Origin of the sequence: Sphingobium psychrophilum, assembly GCF_012927105.1 — a bacterium.
Taxonomy (GTDB): domain Bacteria; phylum Pseudomonadota; class Alphaproteobacteria; order Sphingomonadales; family Sphingomonadaceae; genus Sphingobium; species Sphingobium psychrophilum.
Genome location: NZ_JABBFV010000018.1, coordinates 1 through 20783, shown reverse-complemented (window position 1 = coordinate 20783; position 20783 = coordinate 1). Strand labels below are relative to the sequence as shown.

General features: G+C 64.2%; 19 protein-coding genes. 13 read left to right on the top strand and 6 right to left on the bottom strand.

The genetic code is table 11. From position 1 onward, the window contains the following. The first annotated feature begins 65 nt into the window (after window positions 1-65). From HHL08_RS19255 to HHL08_RS19240, 4 genes are read left to right on the top strand one after another with little or no spacing between them, the layout of a single operon-like run. Entirely contained in the window at window positions 66-380 is a 315-nt protein-coding gene (locus tag HHL08_RS19255; RefSeq protein WP_169574644.1) for a hypothetical protein, read from the top strand. Next, entirely contained in the window at window positions 377-1492 is a 1116-nt protein-coding gene (locus tag HHL08_RS19250) for a class I SAM-dependent methyltransferase (protein WP_169574643.1), read from the top strand. The genes HHL08_RS19255 and HHL08_RS19250 overlap by 4 nt, the downstream gene beginning before the upstream one ends. 9 nt (window positions 1493-1501) lie before the next feature. Then, complete coding sequence (locus HHL08_RS19245) at window positions 1502-2953, top strand: MFS transporter (RefSeq protein ID WP_169574642.1); 1452 nt, start codon at window positions 1502-1504, stop codon at window positions 2951-2953. Further along, complete coding sequence (locus HHL08_RS19240; protein WP_169574641.1) at window positions 2950-3807, top strand: alpha/beta fold hydrolase; 858 nt, start codon at window positions 2950-2952, stop codon at window positions 3805-3807. Before HHL08_RS19245 ends, HHL08_RS19240 begins: the two co-directional genes overlap by 4 nt. Here the strand turns inward: HHL08_RS19240 and HHL08_RS19235 are convergent. Then, window positions 3804-5201, bottom strand: coding sequence for an FAD-dependent oxidoreductase (locus tag HHL08_RS19235; RefSeq protein ID WP_169574640.1), 1398 nt, complete (start codon window positions 5199-5201; stop codon window positions 3804-3806). The genes HHL08_RS19240 and HHL08_RS19235 overlap by 4 nt on opposite strands. 201 nt (window positions 5202-5402) lie before the next feature. Between HHL08_RS19235 and HHL08_RS19230 the strand changes: the two genes are divergently transcribed. After that, window positions 5403-7145 carry an N-acyl-D-amino-acid deacylase family protein gene (locus HHL08_RS19230; protein ID WP_169574639.1) on the top strand — a complete coding sequence of 581 codons (1743 nt, stop codon included), beginning with the start codon at window positions 5403-5405 and terminating at the stop codon, window positions 7143-7145. A 37-nt stretch (window positions 7146-7182) separates the two neighbouring features. Beyond that, complete coding sequence (locus HHL08_RS19225; protein ID WP_169574638.1) at window positions 7183-8589, top strand: MFS transporter; 1407 nt, start codon at window positions 7183-7185, stop codon at window positions 8587-8589. Window positions 8590-8858: 269 nt separating this feature from the next. Here HHL08_RS19225 and HHL08_RS19220 read toward each other — a convergent pair whose 3' ends face one another. From HHL08_RS19220 to HHL08_RS19205, 4 genes are all read right to left on the bottom strand, one after another. Further along, window positions 8859-10214 carry an MFS transporter gene (locus HHL08_RS19220; RefSeq protein WP_169574637.1) on the bottom strand — a complete coding sequence of 452 codons (1356 nt, stop codon included), beginning with the start codon at window positions 10212-10214 and terminating at the stop codon, window positions 8859-8861. Further along, a complete protein-coding gene (locus HHL08_RS19215) occupies window positions 10211-11599 on the bottom strand; it encodes an MFS transporter (protein WP_169574636.1) in 1389 nt (462 codons plus the stop codon). The genes HHL08_RS19220 and HHL08_RS19215 overlap by 4 nt, the downstream gene beginning before the upstream one ends. A 100-nt stretch (window positions 11600-11699) precedes the next feature. Further along, on the bottom strand, window positions 11700-12305 hold the full coding sequence (gene leuD / locus HHL08_RS19210) for a 3-isopropylmalate dehydratase small subunit (RefSeq protein ID WP_169574635.1): 606 nt from the start codon (window positions 12303-12305) through the stop codon (window positions 11700-11702). Next, entirely contained in the window at window positions 12302-13711 is a 1410-nt protein-coding gene (locus HHL08_RS19205; protein ID WP_169574634.1) for a 3-isopropylmalate dehydratase large subunit, read from the bottom strand. Before HHL08_RS19205 ends, leuD begins: the two co-directional genes overlap by 4 nt. 132 nt (window positions 13712-13843) lie before the next feature. On the opposite strand from HHL08_RS19205, the gene HHL08_RS19200 reads away from it, so the two are divergent. After that, the gene (locus tag HHL08_RS19200; RefSeq protein ID WP_169574633.1) at window positions 13844-14599 is read left to right on the top strand and encodes a GntR family transcriptional regulator; all 756 of its coding nucleotides are present in this window, start codon (window positions 13844-13846) and stop codon (window positions 14597-14599) included. On the opposite strand, the gene HHL08_RS19195 is transcribed toward HHL08_RS19200, so the two are convergent. Continuing rightward, window positions 14596-15777, bottom strand: coding sequence for a CaiB/BaiF CoA transferase family protein (locus HHL08_RS19195; protein ID WP_169574632.1), 1182 nt, complete (start codon window positions 15775-15777; stop codon window positions 14596-14598). The genes HHL08_RS19200 and HHL08_RS19195 overlap by 4 nt on opposite strands. A gap of 93 nt (window positions 15778-15870) precedes the next feature. On the opposite strand from HHL08_RS19195, the gene HHL08_RS19190 reads away from it, so the two are divergent. The 6 genes from HHL08_RS19190 to HHL08_RS19165 all read left to right on the top strand — a co-directional run bounded on the left by HHL08_RS19190 (window position 15871) and on the right by HHL08_RS19165 (window position 20441). Continuing rightward, window positions 15871-16821, top strand: coding sequence for a hydroxymethylglutaryl-CoA lyase (locus HHL08_RS19190; protein ID WP_169574631.1), 951 nt, complete (start codon window positions 15871-15873; stop codon window positions 16819-16821). Further along, entirely contained in the window at window positions 16818-17498 is a 681-nt protein-coding gene (locus tag HHL08_RS19185; protein WP_169574630.1) for an isochorismatase family protein, read from the top strand. The genes HHL08_RS19190 and HHL08_RS19185 overlap by 4 nt, the downstream gene beginning before the upstream one ends. Beyond that, complete coding sequence (locus tag HHL08_RS19180; protein ID WP_169574629.1) at window positions 17498-18424, top strand: polysaccharide deacetylase family protein; 927 nt, start codon at window positions 17498-17500, stop codon at window positions 18422-18424. The genes HHL08_RS19185 and HHL08_RS19180 overlap by 1 nt, the downstream gene beginning before the upstream one ends. Further along, window positions 18424-19344 (top strand): polysaccharide deacetylase family protein, encoded by a 921-nt coding sequence (locus HHL08_RS19175; protein WP_169574628.1) that lies wholly within the window; start codon window positions 18424-18426, stop codon window positions 19342-19344. Before HHL08_RS19180 ends, HHL08_RS19175 begins: the two co-directional genes overlap by 1 nt. After that, window positions 19319-20203 carry a helix-turn-helix domain-containing protein gene (locus tag HHL08_RS19170; RefSeq protein WP_235955159.1) on the top strand — a complete coding sequence of 295 codons (885 nt, stop codon included), beginning with the start codon at window positions 19319-19321 and terminating at the stop codon, window positions 20201-20203. Before HHL08_RS19175 ends, HHL08_RS19170 begins: the two co-directional genes overlap by 26 nt. Window positions 20204-20285: 82 nt before the next feature. Next, window positions 20286-20441 carry a hypothetical protein gene (locus HHL08_RS19165; protein ID WP_169574627.1) on the top strand — a complete coding sequence of 52 codons (156 nt, stop codon included), beginning with the start codon at window positions 20286-20288 and terminating at the stop codon, window positions 20439-20441. The last annotated feature ends 342 nt before the right edge of the window (window positions 20442-20783 follow it).

Sequence of the window (20783 nt, the reverse complement as noted above, 5' to 3'; positions counted from 1 at the left end):
GCGTATGACTTTATGCACGACATGCGGATTGTCGCAAGGGTCGCTGGCATGGCAATCCAGCGACCATGACCCAGCCCGCCCCTCGCCCCACCATGCCCACGCGCGCCAAGCGCCGCATCCCCGTGCCAGGCCAGTCCCCTGCTGAAGACCGGATGCTGGCGATGATCGCCGCGCTCGCATCGGAACTGGCGGTGACGCGCGAACGGCTCGACAGCGTGGAACGCCTGCTGGAGCGCGCGAACATCGTGGATCGCGCCGCGATCGAGACATTCACGCCCGACGCCGCGCAGAGCAGCGATCGCGACGCGATTCGCCGCCGCCTGATCGCCCATATCTTCGGCCCGCTGCGCAGCGACGCCGATGCGCAGGGAGACGCATGATGAGCCATCCTATGTTGCCTGCGACCACCCACGACGAAGCGGCCGCCCAGTTGTTCGTCCGCGATTTCAAAATGTTCCTGACCGAAAGCGTCGAACCCGGCCACCGCGCCCGCGCCGAACGGCTCGATCCGGGCGCCAGCAGCAATGCGCGGGTCGAAACCGTCTATGACCGGCTGCATGCGGATGAAGGCTTCCGCGCTTGGGCCAGCCTGCGCCGCACATCGCAGGAAATGCTCTGGGCCGGTGTGAGCGAAAGCGTCGCGCGACAGGCCGATAGCCTCGAAGCGCTGGCCGCCGCCGCGCCCGAACATGGCTCGCTGACCCTCGATCCCAATTTCGTCCAGCCCGCCTATCTCGACAGCGGCGACGTGCATCTGATGCCCGGCGGCTATGCCCATGACGATGGCGCGCTGTTGCAGGGCGCGGTGATGGATCGCGGCGGCGCGGTCTATATGCTGGGGCGCAATGGCGGTCTGATGAACGATGTGCGCGGCCATACCATCGTCGCGCATATCTTCGCCCAATATCCCGACCTTGATCCGCGCGAGATATTGGAACTGGGCTGCGGCGTCGGCACCAGCCTGATCCCCGTCGCCTCCGCCTTCCCCGATGCACAGGTTCACGGGATCGACGTCGGCGCGGCGATGCTGCGCTATGCGCTGGCCCGCGCCCGCCATCTGGGCGCAACCGTCCACCTGCATCAGGGTGACGCCGAAAACCCGCCCTTCCCCGACGCCAGCTTCGATCTTGTCTTCTCCAGCGTCCTGCTGCACGAAACCTCGCCAGCGGCGATCGCCAACATCATGGCGCAATGCTACCGCTTGCTCAAACCCGGCGGGGTGGTCGTCCATCTCGAAGTGCCCAATCGCTATGACGAACTGGACCTGTGGGGCAAAATCCGCGGCGAGATAGAGGCCGACTACAACAACGAACCGAACTGGAAAGCCGCGATCAGCGCCGATTATCGTGCCTTGCTGGCGCAAGCGGGGTTCAGCGACATAGCGGTCGGTTATCAGGCGGCGACCTCCACGCCCCTCCGTGGCGCAGGCGGCTTTTCCGACACATCCATGGGCACCTTCCGGTCCTGGTTCGTCGCGTCGGCGCGCAAATAAGGGCGCGGCATGGCGGAATGCAGCGATAGCCCGGCGCAGGGCCGGGGACGGATGGTCGCGCCATTGGTGGTCGGCGCGGCGACCTTCATGCAGGCGTTCGACAGCAGCGCGATCATCGTCGCCCTGCCCGCCATGGCGCGCGATTTCGGCGTGCCGGTCCTGTCCCTCAACCTGGTCGTGGTCGCCTATCTGGTCGCCGCCACCGCTGCGCTACCGGCGTGCGGATGGGCAGCGGACCGGTTCGGCGCCCGGCGCATCTTCCTGATCGCGGTCACCGGCTTTGGCCTCACCTCGCTCGCCGCCATGCTTGCGCCCGGCTTTGGCTGGCTGATCGCCGCGCGCATCGTTCAGGGGTGCATGGGCGCGCTGTTGCTGCCGGTCGGGCGGATCATCGTGCTGCGCTCGGTCCCGCGTCAGGATTATGTCAGCGCGCTGGCGATGCTCAGCCTGCCGATCATGCTCGGCCCTTTGCTCGGCCCGACGCTGGGCGGCCTAGTGGTGACGGCCGGGTCGTGGCGCTGGCTGTTCGCCATCAACATCATGGTGTCGATCGTCGGCCTGTTGGCCGTGCGCCATTTTGTCGAGGACGCGCCGGGTGATGATCCCCGTCCGCTCGACCTGATCGGCCTCGCTCTGATCGCCGCTGCGCTGGTCGGAATCAGTTCTGGCATCACCGCCTTCAACCCCAATGGCCCCGCCAGCGCCCTGCCCGCGCTGCTGCTGGTGGGCGGCATCGTCTGTGCCCTGGGCTATGGCTGGCACGGCCGTCGCCATCCCCAACCCCTGCTGGACCTGCGCATCCTGCGCGTGCCGGTGATGGCGGCTGCCAATCTGGGCGGATTGTTCCAGCGGATGCTGGTCGGCGCGGCACCCTTCCTGCTGACCATGCTGTTCCAGCCGGGCCTTGGGCTGAATGCCGCGACCAGCGGCGCGCTCATCTTCGCCAGCGCATTCGGCGCAATCCTGGGCCGCTGGTTCCTGCCGCCGCTGATTGCCCGTTTCGGCTTCCGCACCTTCCTCATCGGCAACAGCCTGGTCATGGCGCTATCGATGGCGGTGTGCGCCCTGATCGACGCCGACACGCCCTATGCGGTCATCGTCATCATCCTGTTCCTGCAAGGGTTGATCCGCGCCGTGCAACTGATGGGCCTCCTGACGCTCAGCTATGCCGGCCTGCCCCACAAGGATATGGGATCGGCCAGCACCCTGGCCAGCATCAGCCAGCAATTCGCCATCGCGCCGGGCATCGCGCTATCGGTGGCCGCATTGCAACTGATGCAGCACTGGCGCGGCGCCACCACCCTGTCCCCCGCCATCATCGCGCCTGCCTTCCTGCTGGTGGCGGTCGTGTCGCTCCTGTCGCTTATCTGGTACTGGCGACTGCCGCGGGATGTCGGGCGCGAACTAAGCGAAAGCCGCGTTCAGGCGCAGCTATCGACGGCCAGCGAGGGCGACGCATGAGCGATGGACAATGCCGAATCGACCGCGCCTTTATCCGGGTCGAGCATGGGCTAGTCCATCTTCGCCGAACGGAGGGTAACGCTAACGCTCTCCCCCTCGTCCTGCTCCACGCCTCCCCCGGATCGTCGCGCGGACTGGAAGGACTGATGACCGCGCTCGCCGCCACCCCCGGCGCGCCGCCGCTGATCGCACCGGACATGCCCGGCAATGGCGATTCCGACGCCTTCGCCCCCGACTCGCCGGACATAGGCTGGTATGCCGATGCGCTCATCCGCCTGCTCGACGCGATGGGCCTCGACCGGATCGACCTCTATGGCACCCACACCGGCGCGCGCATCGCGTGCGAAGTTGCCGCCGCCCATCCCGATCGCATCGGCCGCCTCATCTTCGACGGCATCGCCGATTATCCTGACGAGACGCGCGATCTGCTGCTACGCGACTATGCGCCGGAAATGGCCCCCGACGATTATGGCACGCAGTTCGTCTGGGCCTTCCATTTCGTGCGCGATCAGGCGCTGCACTTCCCGCACTTCCTGCGCGATCCCGACCATCGGCTGCTGTCGCGCGCAGTGCCCACCGCGCCCGAACTCCATGCCTCGGTGGTGGAGGTGCTCAAGGGCCTGACCTCCTATCACAAGGCCTACCGCGCCGCCTTCGCCTATCGCGCCGCCGACCGGATGCGCGCGATCCACGCCCCCGCCATGCTGCTGAGCGCAGAGAATGAACTGCCGACCCTGCGCGCCGCCAATACCGCATTCGCCGCAGCGCTGAAGGACGGCCGGGTCGACATTGTGGGTCGCGATATGCCCGGCAAGGCGGGGGCGCTCGCCACCTTCCTGCGCTGGACGGCTTAGCCCGCTACCTGCGCCGCAGCGGTCCGCCCGGCGACCTTGCCCAACGTCGTCGCCGTCAGCAGCCCATTGCCCGCAATATAGCCCGAAGCGCCCGCGCCGGACACGCCCCGCGCCGCCCCGCCGCCTGCAAACAGGTTGGGGAACGGCGTGCCGTCGGCCTTCAGCACCCGCGCCTGCTTGTCGATCTCCAGCCCGCCTTGCGTATGATAGAGCGCGCCGCCCACCTTCACCGCATAAAAGGGCGCGGCAAGCGCAGGACGATCGGCCAGGAACGACCGGCCGAAGCGATCGGCCTCACCGCTGGCGCGCGACGCCTCGGCCTCCGCAAAGCTCGCCGCCAGCGCGTCGACCGGCAAACGGCACAGCCCCGCCAGCTGCGCCACCGTATCGGCGCGCAACACCGCGCCCGCCGCGATCGCCTGCTGGAAATCGTCGAACTGCATCATAACGCCATGGCATCGCGCATCGAACACCGTCCAGGCGACCCGATCGGGCTGGGCGATGATCTTGACCGCCTGGTCCGAATAGCCCAGCGATTCGTCGGAAAAGCGATCGCCATTGACGTTCACCTGAAACCCGCCCTCGATGATCGCGGGCCAGTTGATCGTGACATTATGGCCGACCGCCAGCCCGCCATGCCCCTGATAGGCCGCAATGTCGCCGATCGCCGCGCCCAGCGCCACGCCCCAGCGGATCGCATCGCCTTTGTTGCCCGGATGGCCGTTGAACACCGCGCCTTCCAGTTCGGGGATGTAATGCAGCACCATGTCCATATTCCCGGCAAAGCCGCAACAGGCCAGAATCAGCGCCTCGCAGCCGATATCCTCGACCGCGCCGTCGGGCCGCTCGATCCGTACCCCGGTGATCCGATCGCCATCGACATACAGGCTGGTGACGGTCGCATCGGTCAATATGTCGACCCCCGCCGTCACCGCCGCGCCCTCCAGCGCCGCCATCAATTCCGCGCCCGACCGGTTGGGCATCCCGTACATGCGCCGCACGCTGTGGCCGGGATAGACGAAGCCGTCCACCAACGTCAGCGGCAGGCCATGCGCGTCCTTCAGCCAGGCGATCGTGTCTGCCGACTCGCGCGTCAGCATCGCAACGACGCCCGGCTCCGCCCCATCCTCCGCCTTCTTCTGGATGTCGGTGGCAAACAGGGCAGCGCTGTCGTCTATCCCCCCGGCCTGCTGCTCGGGCGTGCCGGCGGCCGGGATCAGGCCGGTGGACATGGATGTCGTCCCCCACGGCTTGGGGTCGCGCTCCAGCACCAGCACGTCCGCGCCCCCGTCCCGCGCCGCCAGCGCCGCCGTCAGCCCGCACCCGCCCGCCCCGATGACGATCAGGGGGACGGTGAATGCAAAGTCGGACGATGCGCGCGTGTCGATGGCCATGGACGATCCCGTTCTGAAAAGAGGGCGCAGCCTTAGCATCGACGCAGCCGGGGCAGAGCCGCCATCCCCGCAATGTTCGCCTGTCGGATGACGCGCATCGCAACCGATAATCTATTCGCCTGATGGAGGAATCGCGCTGAGGACTCGGACCGCCCGGTATTCGTCCTAGGGTCGGTGGCATATCCATCGTTGGAGGTTTCCATGGCCCATTATGACATCGTCCTGCGCGGCGGCACCATTGCCGACGGCACCGGCGCACCCCTCTTCACTGGCGACATCGCCATCAAGGACGGCGTGATCGCCGCCGTCGGCACGGTGGAGGGCAGCGGCACGGAAGAGATGGATGCAGCGGGCCTGCTCGTCACGCCGGGTTTCGTCGATATCCATTCGCATTTCGACGGCCAGGTCACCTGGGACAATCATCTGACGCCCTCGTCCGGGCATGGCGTGACGACGGTATTGATGGGCAATTGCGGCGTGGGCTTTGCCCCCTGCCGCCCGGACCAGCATGATGTGATGATCGATGTGATGGAGGGGATAGAGGATATCCCCGGCATCGTCATGGCCGAAGGCATCCCTTGGGGCTGGGAAACCTTCCCGCAATTCATGGACTTCCTCGACACCCGCACGATCGACGTCGATTTCGCTGTGCAGGTGCCCCACATCCCGGTGCGCGTCTATGTGATGGGCGACCGGGCCGTGAACCTGGAGATGGCGACCCCGGACGATATCGACCAGATGGCCGCGATCGTGCGCGAAGGGATGGAGGCCGGCGCGCTGGGCTTCACCAGTTCGCGCGCCGCCGGGCATCGCACCGCGTCGGGCGAAGTCGCCCCGTCCACCCATGCGGGCGAGGATGAATTGCAGGCGATCGCCAAAGTGCTGAACGATCTCGACCAGGGCGTTTTCTGCGTCGCCACCGATTTCGAACTGGTGGACGGCGTGTCGGAGGAATTCGAACTGCTGCGCCGCATCGCCGACACCGCGCGCCGCCCGGTCATGTTCCCGCTGCTCCAGCATAATGAAGAACCCGATCGTTGGATGAAGATCACCGACGCCACCGCCGCCGCCCGCGCGGACGGGTTGGACATGCTGGGCCAGGTCGTGGGCCGTCCGGTCGGGCTGCTCTATGGCCTGGAATGTTCGTCGCATCCCTTCTCCGGTTGCGCCAGCTACCAGCCGATCCGCGACCTGCCGCTGGCCGATCAGGTCGCCGTGCTGCGCGATCCTGATGTGCGCGCCCGCATCCTCAGCGAAGTCCCGCAGATGGACGATGCCCGCGTGCTCAAACTAGCGCGCAGCTTCGACGAGATGTTCAAGATGGGCAGCGTACCCAACTATTCCCCGGCCATGGAAGACCGGGTGGACCAGATAGCGCAGCGGCTGGGCGTCACGCCCGAAGAGGTCGCCTATGACATGATGCTGGAGGATGACGGCCACGGCATCATCTATCATCCCGCCCGCAACTTCGCCCGCACCAACCTGGACACCGTGCGCGATATGGTGCTGCGGCCCGAAACGATCATGGGCCTGGCCGATGGCGGCGCGCATCTGGGCCGCATCTGCGATGCGTCGATGCCCACCTTCATGCTCACTTACTGGACGCGCGACCGCACCCATGGCCGCATCGACCTGGCCTGGATGATCAAGGCGATGACCCATGATACCGCGACCGTCGCGGGGCTGAACGATCGCGGCGTCATCCAGCCGGGGTATAAGGCGGACCTCAACGTCATCGACTATGACAATCTGACCCTGTTCGCACCCCATGCCACCTTCGATCTACCTGCGGGCGGCCGTCGCCTGGCGCAGCGCGCGGCGGGCTACAAGGCAACGATCCTGTCGGGCATCGTCACTTTCCGCGACGGCGAAAGCACCGGGCAACTGCCTGGTCGCCTGATCCGTGGCGCGCAAACCAGCCCTGCACTTGCCTCAGCGGCATAACCGCAAGACTACCGCCTCCTCGAACCCAAGAGACTGCATGATGGCCAGTATTTCGACTGCAACCAGCCCTTCCATCGCCGGCGGCGCGCCCGCGCCAGGCGGGGAAGACCGCCTGCCGCTCAAGGTCTGCCTGGGCTTTGGCGTGGGGTCGATCGGAGTGGCCATCCTGCTCAACACAATCACCACCTTCTTCCCGGTGCTGATGACGACCGTGCTGGGGCAATCGGCGGCGCTCGCGGGCCTGCTGCTCACCGTCTCCAAATTATACGATGTGCTGGCCGACCTGCTGATCGGGATGGCCAGCGACCGTACACAGTCGCGCTGGGGACGGCGGCGGCCCTATCTGCTGGCGGGCGCTGTGATCGCCTCCTTCTCCTTCCTGATGATCTTCATGCCGCCGCCGCTGACCGACGGCTGGCTGACCGTCTATATGGGCGTGGCGCTGGTCATCTACTCGACCGGCTATTCGCTGTTCGCGGTGCCCTATATTGCGATGGCCGGCGAAATGACCGACGGCTATCATGAACGCACCCGGCTGCTCTCCTTCCGCTCCTTCTTCGCGGCGATCGGCCAGTTGATCGGCGCGGCGGGCACGGCGGGCCTCATCGAATATATGGGTGGCGGATCGCATGGCTATGCGGCCATGGGCGCGGCGGCGGCGGCGATCATCTTCACGACCATGGTCCTGACCTTTGCAGGAACCGGCGGTGCCCGCCGCCGCGACGTCCCTCCGCGCACCCATCTGCCAAAGGCGGGGCAGATCCGCTCGCTCCTGTCCAACCGCCCCTTCACCATATTGATGGGGGCGAAGATCACGCAATATGTCGCCATCTCGACCGTCGCGACGACCAAATTGCTGTTCTTCCTCAACGTCCTCAACATCGGCTATGTCGGCCTGATCAACGCGACCTTCGCGCAATATGTGGTGCAGGCGGCATCCGTGCCTGTCTGGGCGATCATATCCCGGCGGATCGGCAAGAAACCGGCGTATCTCATCGCTATCCTGATGCTGGGTGCAGCCTATGGCAGCTGGATCTTTGCCACGCCGGGCGTGTCGATGGTCGAAATCTGGATTCGTGGCGCGCTTCAGGGGATCGCGGCGGCGGGCACCACGCTCATCAGCATATCGATGCTGCCCGACGTCATGGAATATGACCGGCGCCTCACCGGCAATGCGCGGGAGGGCGTTTTCTCCAGCATCTACGCCATGCTGGAAAAGCTCAGCTTCGCCATCGGGCCGGGGCTGGTGGGCCTGATGCTGTCGCTGGCGGGTTATGTCGCCACGACCAAGGGCGCGCTGGTCGCCCAGTCGCCCGCAACCATCGCCGCCCTTTATGCCGGGGCCAGCGGTATCCCCGCGATCCTGGCGTTGGTCAGCTTCGTCATCATGCTTTTCTACCGGCTGGATGATAAGATGTTGGGCGAAACCGTCCGGGTGGACTGATATCTTGATAGCCTTCCCCCGGCTTTTGAAGGCTGGGTGAGGGGCTTACGTCCGCGCAAAACCCTTCCAATGTAGGATTTCTTCTGATCTATCCTGCCGGATGGAAGACCCCGTCGCCCCTGTTTTACCGACTGCTTCCGCTGCGCCCCTGTCGCGCAGGGGGGGGTGACGTCAGCGTTACTCATACGTGGCTTTGCCGTTACTTTAACGATACGATTGGCCTGAAATCACCCGACGACGGTGTGAACTTCGGCCAGTGCAGATCAACATCACTCAACCGCCCGCGTCGCCCGCAGCGTCTCTTCGGTCAACTGATAGCGCCAGATCAGAATGGCGCTGAACACCAGCAAAGCGGCCGGAATACCCGCCGCCGCAATATACAGGCCGCGCAGCACCTCCGCGGATTGCTGGATCAGCGCGCCGTTGGTGGTGGGCACATAGCCCGCCACCGCCAGCACGATCCCCGAAATGGCCGGGCCGATCGCATAGCCGAATTTTTCGACGATGGCGTAGAAGCCGGAAAATATGCCCTCGCGCCGCAATCCGCCCGACCGGATGCGGTCATATTCCATGACGTCGGGCAGCATCGATATGCTCATGAGCACCATGCAATTGCCGCCGATCCCCGCCAGCGCACCGCGCAGCCAGATTTCGGGATTGGAAATGCCGGTTTCGGCCAGGCCCCAGCTCAAATAGGTCAGCGTCAATATGGTGACGCCAATCAGATATGTGGGCCGCTTGCCAATCCGCTTGCCGACCATCGCCCAAAGCGGGGTGGACAGCGCGCCCGCGATATTCTGCGCCAGCGCCAGGTGGATGACCCCGGCATAGCCCACGCCCAGCACGTTGAGCAGGAACAATACCTTCACGCCGCTGAACACCGCGATCGAGATATATTGCAGGAATTTGGCGCCCATCAGGTCCAGCAAGGGACGGTTCGAGGTGAGCAGCGCGACCCGGCGGCGCAGCGGCATGTCGATCGGCGGCTTGACCCGCTCGACCGCGCGGGCAGTGCGCACGCCGATCAGGCACAGCGCCATCGACAGGCCGACCAGCGCCGCCATCGCCGACCCCATCAGCGCATAGCCCGACCGGCCACCGCCGCCCATGTCGATCAGTGCGGCGACACCGGCGACCGACAGGATCTGGCCGATGCTCATGCAGAACACGCGAAAGGAAAAGAGCCGGGTGCGCTCATGATAATCGTCGGTCATCTCGCCCGCCATCGCGATATAGGGGATGGCGAACAGCGAATAGCCGGTCGAATAAATGACCAGCGCCATCGCCATATAGAGGACCAGCGTGGCGCCGACGACGGCGGGCGGCATGAAGATCATCAGAAGGGAAATGACGGAGATCAGCAGACCCGCAAACATATAGGGCTTGCGCCGTCCCCAACGGCTTTTGGTGCGGTCGCTCATCGTCCCGATGACCATGTCGGCGGCCATATCGTACAGTTTCGATCCCGTAAGCAACAGCCCGGCCAGCGCGGTCGACTGGCCCAGCACGGTTGCCATCAGCGTGGGGAAAAAGGTGGTGATGGTGTTCAGCAGGATCGATATGCCGATCGTGCCGATGCCATAGCCGATGCACAGGCGCGTTGTTAATGGCTGGGCTACATTCATGCGGCGTGTCCCTTCGTGCGCAGGCGCATGGTGCGTTCATCCAGCGGATAAAAGCGCATGATGGCGATGCTGGTCAGCAAAAATCCGGTGGAAATGACGCAATAGCAAAGCGTTATGCCCAGGATGGCGCTGGGCGGCTGGACGATCTGGGCGCCCGCCTTCCCCTCGATATAACCGAACAGCCCGAGAAACAGCCCGACCATCGACGCGCCGATCGCCTGGCCCAGTTTCTCGACCATGATGTACAAGCCCGCAAAGCTGCCCTCGATCTGCTGGCCCGTCGTGCGGTACTGATATTCGATCGTGTCGGGCAGCATCGACTGGCTGATCATGACGATGCCGCCATTGCCCAGCCCTGCGGTAAAGCCGATGGCGATGATGATCCAGCCGGGCGTTCCCGCCCCGAACGGCAGCCAGCACAGCCAGGTCGCGGCGGTGAACAGGCCGCCGAACATGTAGGTTTTGCGCTTGCCGAACCGCTTGGCCATCGCCAGCCAGAAGGGCTGGGCAACGATGGTGCCCACGGTCAGCGTCGCATAGATGGTGCCGAGCCAGGCGTCGGACATTTCCAGCCGGCGCTGGACGAAGAAGGCGGCGGACGCGGTGTGCAGCGCTGCGGCGCTCAGCAGCATCAGCTTGGCCGATTGCAGGATGACGAAGGGCCGGTTGCGCAGCGCGCTGCGCATTTGCTGGCGATAGGGGATGTGCCCGCGCGGATCGACGACGCGCAGACGCGCGTCCTTGGTCAGCAGGAAACAACTGATGAGGACCGCAAAGATGATGAGGCCGACGACGATCCCCATGGCCCGATGCCCGGCCAGCCCGCCGCCGAAAAAGGCGATCAGCGAGGCGGTGGCCCAGCCGCCGACCAGATTGCCCAGCGACCCGTTGACCACCCGGAAGGACATGAGTTTCGATCGTTCATGCGGCCGGTCGGTCATCTCCGCCGGCATCGCCATATAGGGCACCGCGAAGATCCCATAGGATGTGGCGTGCATGATCAGCAGCACCGCCAGCATGGCCACCGCGCCTTCCCGGCTGGAGGCGATCGGCGCATTGAAGGCCAGCATGAATGTCAGGCCGCAAGCGAAAGCGCCCGCCAGCAGAAAGGGGCGACGGCGGCCCCAGCGCGACTGGGTGCGGTCGCTGAGCGAACCGAAGATCGGGTCGGCAATCCCGTCATAGATTTTGGCGAGCGCGAAGATCAGTCCGGCCACGGCAGGCGGCACCGCCATATAATCGGTCATGAAGCGCAGCAGCAAATAGCTGCCGACCATGAAGGCGGTGATGCCGAGCGTGCCGATGCTCCAGCCGATATAGAGTTTGAGCGACAATGGCTCGCCCGTTTCCGCCCGCGCCGGATAGGCGGTCTGTGTATCGGCCATGCTCACCGGCAAAACTCCTGTCGAACCAACGGGCAGAAAAGCACGGCTGCGCGCCGCGACACTATGGTCAAATCCGTCTATCCACCTGTCGGAACGGACGTCACAGATAAATCCACGGTCGTTGCCGGGCATCGGCCGCGCGGAAGGCGGCGATATCTGCCGACCGCTTGGCCGTCAATTCGATGGCGTCCAGCCCCTCGACCAGCATTTCGCGCGCTTCCGCTTCCAGCGCGAAAGGCCAGGCGCTGCCGTCGGGCAACGACACGGTGCCCGCGATCAGGTCGACCGTGACAGGGTTCGCGGCGGCGATCTGCGTTATGATTTGGGCATCCAGTTCCACCGGCACGATGCCATTGCGGATGCAGTTGCCGCGAAAGATCGGGTTGAAGCTGGGGGCCAGAATCGCGCGGAAGCCATATTCGGCCAGCGCCCAGGCGGCATGTTCGCGGCTTGACCCACAGCCGAAATTACGCCCCGCCAGCAAGATGCGCGCGTGGGCATAATGGGGGTCGTTCATCACAAAGGCCGGATCGGGATCGCGCCCGCCAATGGCGGTATAGCGCCATCCAGCAAACAGGCCGCCCGCCAGTCCCTTCTTGGACACGGACGTCATTTCACGCGACGGGATGATAGCATCGGTGTCGATATTGTCGCGGATCAGCGGCATGGCAGTCGCGGTCAGGCGGTCGAAGGGCTGGACGGTCATGCGGCATCCCTGTTGCGCGGGTCAGTGAGGATGCCGGCGATGGCCGACGCGGCGACGGTTTCGGGGGAGGCGAGATGGGAGCGCGTCTCCGGCCCCTGCCGACTTTCGAAATTGCGATTGGTGGAGGTGACGACCCGCTGGCGCTGCCCGAAACTTTCGCCCCCTGCAAAGAAGCACATGGAACAGCCCGCTTCCCGCCATTCGAAACCGGCGTCGATGAAGATGCGGTCCAGCCCCTCCGCTTCGGCCTGCGCCTTTACGGAAGTAGAGCCGGGAACGCAGATCGCCTTCACATGCGGGGCGACCCGATGCCCGCGAAGGATGGCGGCGGCGCGGCGCAGGTCTGACAGGCGGGCGTTGGTGCACGATCCGATGAAGGCCGCGTCGATCGGCAGACCGGTGAGCGACTGGCCCGGCTTCAGGTCCATATAAGCGAGCGCGCGATCATGCGCCTCGCGGGTGTCGCGGCCCGATGCAGCGTCGAACGCCGGGACGGGTTGGTCCAGCGCTACGCTATGCTGGGGGCTGGTGCCCCACGTCACCATCGGCGCGACGGCGGCGGCGTCGACGACATGATCGACATCGAAGGTCGCATCGTCATCGGAGTGCAAATCCCGCCAGGCCGCCAGCGCCCGGTCCCAGTCCGCACCCGTCGGGGCATAGGCGCGCCCTTGAAGATAATCGAAGGTCGTTTCGTCGGCGGCGATGATGCCGGAAAAGGCGGACAATTCGGTCGCCATATTGCAAAGCGTCAACCGTCCCTCGATATCGAGCGCGCGCACCGCTTCGCCTGCATATTCGACGATATGCCCATTCGCCCCGGCCGACCCGAAACGCGCCAATATATGCAGCGCCAGGTCCTTGGGCGTCACGCCGATACCCAGCCGACCATTGACCGTAATCCGCATCGTCTTCGGCTTGCGCACGCGCAGGGTCGCGGTCGCCAGCGCATGTTCAGCCTCGGTCGATCCGATCCCCCATGCCAGCGCCCCCATCGCGCCCTGGGTACAGGTGTGGCTGTCCGGGCAGACCAGCGTGGCGCCGGGCAGGACGATCGCCTGTTCGGGCGAAATGACATGGACGATGCCCTGCCCCGGATCGCCGATGTCGAACAGCGTCAGTCCCGCTTCGTTCGCAGCGCGGCGCGTGGCGGTGATGAACTGGGTGCCTGTCGGCATGATGGTGCGGTCGGTGCGACCGGGCAGCGTATCGACGATATGGTCCATCGTCACGAAGGTCTGGCGCGAGGCCAGCACGTCCCGCCCCGCATCGCGCAGGCTTTCGAGCGCAACCCCGCCGGTGCGCTCGTGCAGCAATATCCGGTCGATCAGCAGCAGGCCGACGCCGCCGCCCAGATCGGCGATGACATGGCTGTCCCACAATTTCTCGAACAATGTTTTGCCCATCGTGCGGCACCTCCTGCCAAAGGGCATAAACCAGAAATTTTATTTGGTATAGCATTATAACAATTGGAACGCTTCCCCTGAAGGTGGGAGGCGCTATAGCGGAACGCGGACAGCAAGCGGAGACAGGACGGCATGGCGATCGACCGGCACAATGCCGTTCCCCTCTATCACCAGATCTATCTGGCATTGCGCGACGAGATATTGTCCGGGCAACAGCCGTTCGGCGCTATCCTGCCGACCGAGCATGAACTGGGTGAACGGTTCGCCGTGTCGCGGATCACCGCACGGCGTGCATTGGATGAACTCGCCTTGGAAGGCTTTGTCGAACGGCGCAGGCGCACCGGTACGCGGGTCTGCTTTCAGACGTCCGCCAAGCCGATCGAGGCAAATATCGATCAGGCGGTCGAATCGCTGGTCGCGTTCGGGCGCAATACGCGGGTCGAAGTGGTCGAAATCACTTCGGAAACGGCGGATATTGCGCTGGCCGGGCGGATGCGCCTGCCCTCTGGGGCAGCGCTGGTCCGTGCGGTGCGCATCCGCTGGCTGGACGACATGCCGCTGGGGGAGATCGTCAGCTATATTCCCGAAACGCTGGGGCGGCTGGCGACGCGCGACAATCTGACCGCCCAGCCGATGTTGAGCCTGCTGCGCGATGCAGGTGTCACGATCGGTGCCGCGCGACAGACGATCGAAGCGGTGCTCGCGACCCCGGTTCTGGCGCAAGCGCTGGCAATCGAGGCGCGCGCGCCGCTGCTGCGAGTCGAGCGGCTAGTGACGGATACGAGCGACCAACCCGTGCTGCTGACGATAGCCCATTATCGGGCCGACCGTTACAGGATCAGCCTGGACCTGCACGAAACCAACCGGATCGAGATTGGCGCGGGTTAGGCGATCCGCCCGGCTTCCCGCATCGCGGCAATGGCTTCGGGCGTATAGCCCAGTTCCGCCAGAACATCCTGCGCATCGGCGCCGATGCCGGGGATGTCGCGTTGCAGGCCGAAGCGTTTGCCGTCCAGTTCCATCGGCAATCCGGGCAGGCGCGTGGCCGTGCCGTCCGGCAGGGTCACGTCGAGCAATCCGCCAGCATTCAGGTGCGGATCGTCGAACAATTCGTCCGGCCGCATGATCGGGGCGAAGGGAAGCCCGATCCTCTCCAGCTTTTCCACCAGCACGGCGCGGTCCATCGCCGCGAACAGCGCCCGGACCTGTGGCAGGATGACGTCGCGGGCCATGACCCGCTGGTTATTGGCGCGATAGGCCGGATCAGCGCCCAAAGCGCCGAGGTCGAACGCCTCGCAGAACGTCACCCACTGCGAATCGCTGACCACGCCCACGAACAATTGCTCGTCCGGGGTCGCGGTATCGAACACATCGTAAATCGCCCAGGCGGAAATGCGGACCGGCATCGGCCCCGGCGCCTTGCCGGTCACCGCCTGCTGCGCCATATGCTGGCCGACCAGGAAGGCGGTGGTTTCGTAAAGCGAACAGCGCACCTCGCCGCCTTTGCCGGTCCGATGGCGGCGTTCGAGTGCGGCAAGAATGCCGATCACGCCGAACATGCCGCCGGCAATGTCGATCACCGACGATCCGGCGCGCAGGGGGCGTCCGGGCGGGCCTGTCATATAGGCAAGGCCGCCCATCATCTGCGTGACTTCGTCCAGCGCGGTGCGATGTTCGTAGGGGCCGGCCAAGAACCCCTTGGCCGAACAATAGATGAGGCCCGGATTGCTATCGGCGAAACTGTCCGGCGCCAACCCCAGTTTGGCGAGCGTGCCGGGGCGGAAATTCTCGATCAATATGTCAGCCTCATCGGCCAGTTGGCGGGCGATCTTGACGCCTTCACCGCTTTTCAGGTCGAGGCAGAGGCTGCGCTTGTTGCGGTTGAACATCGGGAAATAGCCCGCGCCCGATCCCAGCAATCGGCGGGTCTGGTCGCCGCCGATCGGCTCCACCTTGACCACTTCGGAGCCCAGATCGCCCAGGATGACGCCGATCGATGGCCCCATCACCATGTGGGTAAACTCCACGACCTTGAGTCCGGCAAGGGGCAATGCGTTCGCGTCCATCGATCATCCTGCATATTTTGCTTGCGCCGGATCGCGCTTTCCATTTGATATAGATATATGACAAATAGTGCAAGAGAGTCGGAAGGCGGCAGCATGGCGGACATCGATATACTGGTCAGCGAAGTGGGGCCGCGCGACGGGTTGCAGAGCATCGACGCGATCATGCCGCTGGACGCCAAAAAGGCGTGGATCACTGCCGAGGCGGCGGCCGGCGTGCGCGAGATCGAGGTGGGCAGCTTCGTCCCGGCAAAGCTGCTGCCGCAACTGGCGGACACCGCCGAGGTCGTTGCCCACGCCCGCACCATCCCCGGCCTGACCGTAGCGGTGCTGGTGCCCAATGCGCGCGGCGCGGCGGCGGCGATCGCGGCGGGCGCACACAAGATCACCCTGCCCCTGTCCGTGTCCGAAACCCATTCGCTGCGCAACCTGCGCCGCACCCATGTACAGGTGCTGGAGGAAGCCGCCGCAATCGGCGCGATGATCGCCGCGCTGCCGGTGGCCGAACGCCCCCATTTCGAGGGCAGCCTGTCGACCGCCTTCGGCTGCACGCTGGAAGGGGCCATCCCCGACTCGCAGATCGCGCGCCTGGCCGAAGGATTGATGGCAGCGGGCTGTAACGAAGTCGGGCTGTCCGACACGACCGGCTATGCCGATCCGGCGGCGGTTAAGCGGATGATCGCATTGATACGGGGCACCGTGGGTGACGCTGCGCTGACCGGCATCCACCTGCACAACACCCGCGGCCTTGGCCTTGCCAACGCGCTCGCGGCGCTCGACTGCGGATTGACGACGCTCGACAGTTCGCTGGGCGGCCTGGGCGGCTGTCCGTTCGCGCCCGGTGCTTCGGGCAATATCGTGACCGAAGACCTGGTATTCATGCTTGAGGCGATGGGTTTGCGTACAGGCATCAACATCGACGCGCTGATCGCTGTGCGGTCAATATTGGCGGAGACGCTGGTCGGCGAGCCGCTTTACGGTTTCATTCCCGACGCAGGTCTGCCGCTGGGGTTCAGCCCCGCGGCGCGTCACAAGGAGGTTGCATGACGATCATCGGCACGAAAATGCTGTGCGAGGACAAGAGCGCACGCCAGTTGTTCGAGGATGTGCTGGCCAACCCCGCGCGCAAGAAGTTCGGCTTCGGCGAGAAACTGGCCATCGTGAACGTCGATTTTCAGCAGGCCTATACCCGGATCGACATGTTCAAGACGGCCTATGAAACCGATCCGCGCCAGATAGAATACACCAACACCATCTCTCGCCTGGCCCGGACCCGCGGGATGCCGGTCATTTGGTCGCGCGTGGGGTATAAGGATGATGCGGGTGACGCAGGCGTGTGGGGCACGCGCACCGACACGCCGGATTCCCTGCAGAATATCCGTTACGGCAGCGACCGGCATGCCTTCGACCCGCGCTGTCAGATCGATCCCGACGACCTGCAATATACCAAGCGGATGCCATCGGCCTTCTTTGAGACGCAGCTCAACAGCTATCTGCGCTGGCACAAGGTCGACACGGTCGTCGTCACCGGCGGCAGCACGTCGGGCTGCGTGCGCGCGACCGCCGTAGATGCGCTGTCCTATGGCTTTCGTGCGATCGTCCCGATCGAAACCTGCGCCGACAAGCATGAAAGCTATCATTTCGCCAACCTGACCGACCTGCTGATCAAATATGCCGATGTCGAGCCGGTGCAGGCGGTGATCGACTGGCTGGAGGCCCGCTGATGCGCGAGGGGCAAGCCGATCCGGGGCTGTACGACTTCCGGCCCTATCGCGACCGGGCGAAAATCCAGTGGCCGGGCGGCAAATCCGTCGCGGTCTGGGTGTCGCCCAATATCGAATTTTATGAACTGGACCCGCCCGCCAATCCCCATCGCAAGAGCTGGGCAAAGCCGCATCCCGACGTCGTCGGCTACGCCCATCGCGATTATGGCAACCGCGTCGGCCATTATCGGCTGGCCGAAGTCATGGAACGCTATGGCTTCAGGGGATCGGTGTCGCTGTCGGTTGCCATGTGCCAGCATTGCCCGGAGATCATCGACCAGGTGAACGCCCTAGGCTGGGAATTTTTCAGCCATGGCGTGTACAATACCCGCTACAGCTACGGCATGGACGAAGCGCAGGAACGCGCGCTGATCGAGGATGCGATCAAGACCGTGCGGGACGCGACGGGCCAGACGATCAAGGGCTGGCTGGCCCCTGCCCTAACCCACACGCCGCGCACGCTGGACCTGATTGCGGAATATGGGCTGACCTATACCTGCGATCTCTATCATGACGATCAGCCCGGCCCGGTGCATGTCGCGAACGGCAAGCTCATCTCCATGCCCTACAGCCTGGAAGTGAACGACCATTATGGCTTCTCCGTCTATAATATGAGCCCGCGCGACTATGCCGATACGCTGATCCGTCAATATGATCGGCTGGCGGCCGAGGGCGCGGCGTCTGGAACGGTGATGTGCATTCCGCTCCACGCTTATCTGATCGGCCAGCCGCACCGCATCGGCCCGTTCGAAGAGGTGTTGCGCCACATCGCGGCAGACGGCCGCGCGTGGATTACGCGGAGCGGCGATATCGCCGATCATTTCCTGGCCCATGATTATGACGCCGCCGTGCAGGACGCTGCGCGCTACATTGGGGAGGCACGCTGATGGCGCTCGATCCTGCTTATCTGACCTACCCGAAGCGCACCAAGGGCATGGACCACGCTTTGTATTCGTGGAGCAGCCTGTTCGACCGGCCACCCGTCGCCTGGCCGGACGGCAAGAGCGTCGCCACATGGATGATGGTCAGCCTGGAATGGTTCCCGATCACGCCCAGCGACACGCCGTTCCGCGCACCAGGTCATATGCAGACCGCCTATCCCGACTTTCGCCACTACACCGCGCGCGATTACGGTACGCGCGTCGGCTTCTATCGTCTGCTCGACGCCTTTGCCAAGGTCGGCGTCAAGGTGTCGGTCGCGGTCAACGCCGCCATCGCCGAACGCTATCCGTCCATCGTCGCCGACATTGTGGCGGAGGGGCATGAGATCATCGCCCACAGCACAGACATGAACGGCACCATCGCCAGCGGCCTGGACGAAGGCGTCGAACGCGACCTGATCCTGCGCTCGCTCGATACGCTGGAACGGATTGCTGGCGTCCGCCCGCGCGGCTGGCATTCGATCGCACGGTCGCAATCGTTCAACACGCCGCGCCTGCTGGTGGAGGCAGGGGTCGATTATATGTGCGACTGGGTGAATGACGAACTCCCCTATCGGTTCGATACGGATGCCGGGAGCCTCATCAACCTGCCGCTCAACCACGAACTGGCCGATCGCCAGATATTGGTGGCGCAGCAGCATTCGGTCGACAGCTATGCGCAGCAGATCGGCGACGCCCATGACTGGCTGACGGCGGAGGCGGCGCGGTTCGGCGGACGGGTGCTGCCCCTGCACCTGACGCCCTATATCATGGGCCTGCCCTACCGCATCGACGCTTTTGAGGGATTGCTGGCCGATCTGGCGGGGCGCAGTGGCAACTGGTTCGCGCGCGGCGACCAGATTGTCGACGCCGCAGCCATTCCCTGATTTATCCGTCAGGCGGATAAAAAATAGTTGCGTGCCGCCAGCCTTATGTCATGATCCTGTCATGGAAAAAGGCGTTCCGATCCGATCCCTGAGCCGGGGCATTGCCGTCTTGCAGGCGGTCAACCGCGGCGGCACCATCTCCATGATGGAAATAGCGCGCACGTCCAACGTGCCCTATCCCACCGCATGCCGGATCGTGCAGACATTGATGCACGAAGGGCTGATCGAGCGGGAACCGTCGCGCAAACATTATCGCCCCACCGCGCTGGTGCAGACGCTTGCGCATGGCTTTCAAGGCCATGCCCGCTTGGTGCAGGCGGCGCGGCCGCATATCGTGGAACTGACGCGCAAGGTCGGCTGGCCGATATCGCTGGCCAGCCATGTCGGCCATTCGATGATCATCCGCGATTCCACCCATTCGCTGACCACGCTGACCTTCAGCAATTATTATCCCGGCTACGCCCTGCCGATATTGGAGTGCGCGGCGGGCATCGCCTATCTGTCCTATCTGCCCGAAGACGAACGACACGACCTGATCGCCGCGCTTAAGCTAATGCCGGGAGCAACCACGAACCACATTATTGATTTGTTCGAGAATAACAATCTGGCGCAGGAAGTTCGCGCAAAGGGCCATACGACACGGGCTTTCAATACATTCACTCGCAATCCGGGTAAGACATCCTCGCTCGCAGTTCCTGTGATTGACCAAAATAATCTTGTCATTGGCACGCTAACGCTGGCCTTTTTCGTCAACGCAATTAAAATGCACGATGCGGTACATCAGTTCCTGCAGCCGATGCAGACAACAGCAGAAGTGATTGCTAACGACTTACATAGGGGCAATCCGACACCGACCTGATGGCAATGGCGCTGCAGGCAGAACACTGACGGATCAGTTCTGGCGAAAAAGGTGTCAATGATCTTTTGTTTGCCAAAGCGGCATGGAGACAACAGATATTCTGGCCATCGCTTTCCAAGCAGAGCTTTGGTTCTGGCTGACAGTAGATCAGAAAGCCGTGCTTTCGGATCGCTCGCCTGCATATACGGGGGCGCATGCAAAAACTGTTGAAACTCGCCGGGTCGGCCCCAGCGGATGAAGCGCGTCTCGACAGGCTTGTCTGTTTGAAATGGTGTATTCACGGGATGCCTGAGCGAGATGGCCACTTCGCTCAGGCGGCATATGTGAGGCTGATCGACAAAGGCCGTTCCTGAGCAGGGCCGCATCCGTCGTCCCAAACCTAGGACAGTTGTTAGGGGCTTTGCTGCATAATGTTGCCCAGGGATTCCCTGTTTGAATCCGGTGGTGTAGGTTGCTGATACCAGATTGCGATGATCGCGACTCATGGGAACGGTCATAGCGTTCCCCGGCGAAGGCCGGGGTCCAGTTCCACGCTGCGGACTGGACCCCGGCCTTCGCCGGGGAACAGCATGTCGTAGGT

Coding starts and splice junctions, on each gene's coding strand:
- HHL08_RS19190 (WP_169574631.1), top strand. CDS start 15,871: ATGGCGGACATCGATATACTGGTCAGCGAAGTGGGGCCGCGCGACGGG.
- HHL08_RS19255 (WP_169574644.1), top strand. CDS start 66: ATGACCCAGCCCGCCCCTCGCCCCACCATGCCCACGCGCGCCAAGCGC.
- HHL08_RS19165 (WP_169574627.1), top strand. CDS start 20,286: ATGGAGACAACAGATATTCTGGCCATCGCTTTCCAAGCAGAGCTTTGG.
- HHL08_RS19250 (WP_169574643.1), top strand. CDS start 377: ATGATGAGCCATCCTATGTTGCCTGCGACCACCCACGACGAAGCGGCC.
- HHL08_RS19240 (WP_169574641.1), top strand. CDS start 2,950: ATGAGCGATGGACAATGCCGAATCGACCGCGCCTTTATCCGGGTCGAG.
- HHL08_RS19225 (WP_169574638.1), top strand. CDS start 7,183: ATGATGGCCAGTATTTCGACTGCAACCAGCCCTTCCATCGCCGGCGGC.
- HHL08_RS19245 (WP_169574642.1), top strand. CDS start 1,502: ATGGCGGAATGCAGCGATAGCCCGGCGCAGGGCCGGGGACGGATGGTC.
- leuD (WP_169574635.1), bottom strand. CDS start 12,305: ATGACCGTCCAGCCCTTCGACCGCCTGACCGCGACTGCCATGCCGCTG.
- HHL08_RS19215 (WP_169574636.1), bottom strand. CDS start 11,599: ATGGCCGATACACAGACCGCCTATCCGGCGCGGGCGGAAACGGGCGAG.
- HHL08_RS19200 (WP_169574633.1), top strand. CDS start 13,844: ATGGCGATCGACCGGCACAATGCCGTTCCCCTCTATCACCAGATCTAT.
- HHL08_RS19185 (WP_169574630.1), top strand. CDS start 16,818: ATGACGATCATCGGCACGAAAATGCTGTGCGAGGACAAGAGCGCACGC.
- HHL08_RS19205 (WP_169574634.1), bottom strand. CDS start 13,711: ATGGGCAAAACATTGTTCGAGAAATTGTGGGACAGCCATGTCATCGCC.
- HHL08_RS19230 (WP_169574639.1), top strand. CDS start 5,403: ATGGCCCATTATGACATCGTCCTGCGCGGCGGCACCATTGCCGACGGC.
- HHL08_RS19220 (WP_169574637.1), bottom strand. CDS start 10,214: ATGAATGTAGCCCAGCCATTAACAACGCGCCTGTGCATCGGCTATGGC.
- HHL08_RS19235 (WP_169574640.1), bottom strand. CDS start 5,201: ATGGCCATCGACACGCGCGCATCGTCCGACTTTGCATTCACCGTCCCC.
- HHL08_RS19180 (WP_169574629.1), top strand. CDS start 17,498: ATGCGCGAGGGGCAAGCCGATCCGGGGCTGTACGACTTCCGGCCCTAT.
- HHL08_RS19195 (WP_169574632.1), bottom strand. CDS start 15,777: ATGGACGCGAACGCATTGCCCCTTGCCGGACTCAAGGTCGTGGAGTTT.
- HHL08_RS19175 (WP_169574628.1), top strand. CDS start 18,424: ATGGCGCTCGATCCTGCTTATCTGACCTACCCGAAGCGCACCAAGGGC.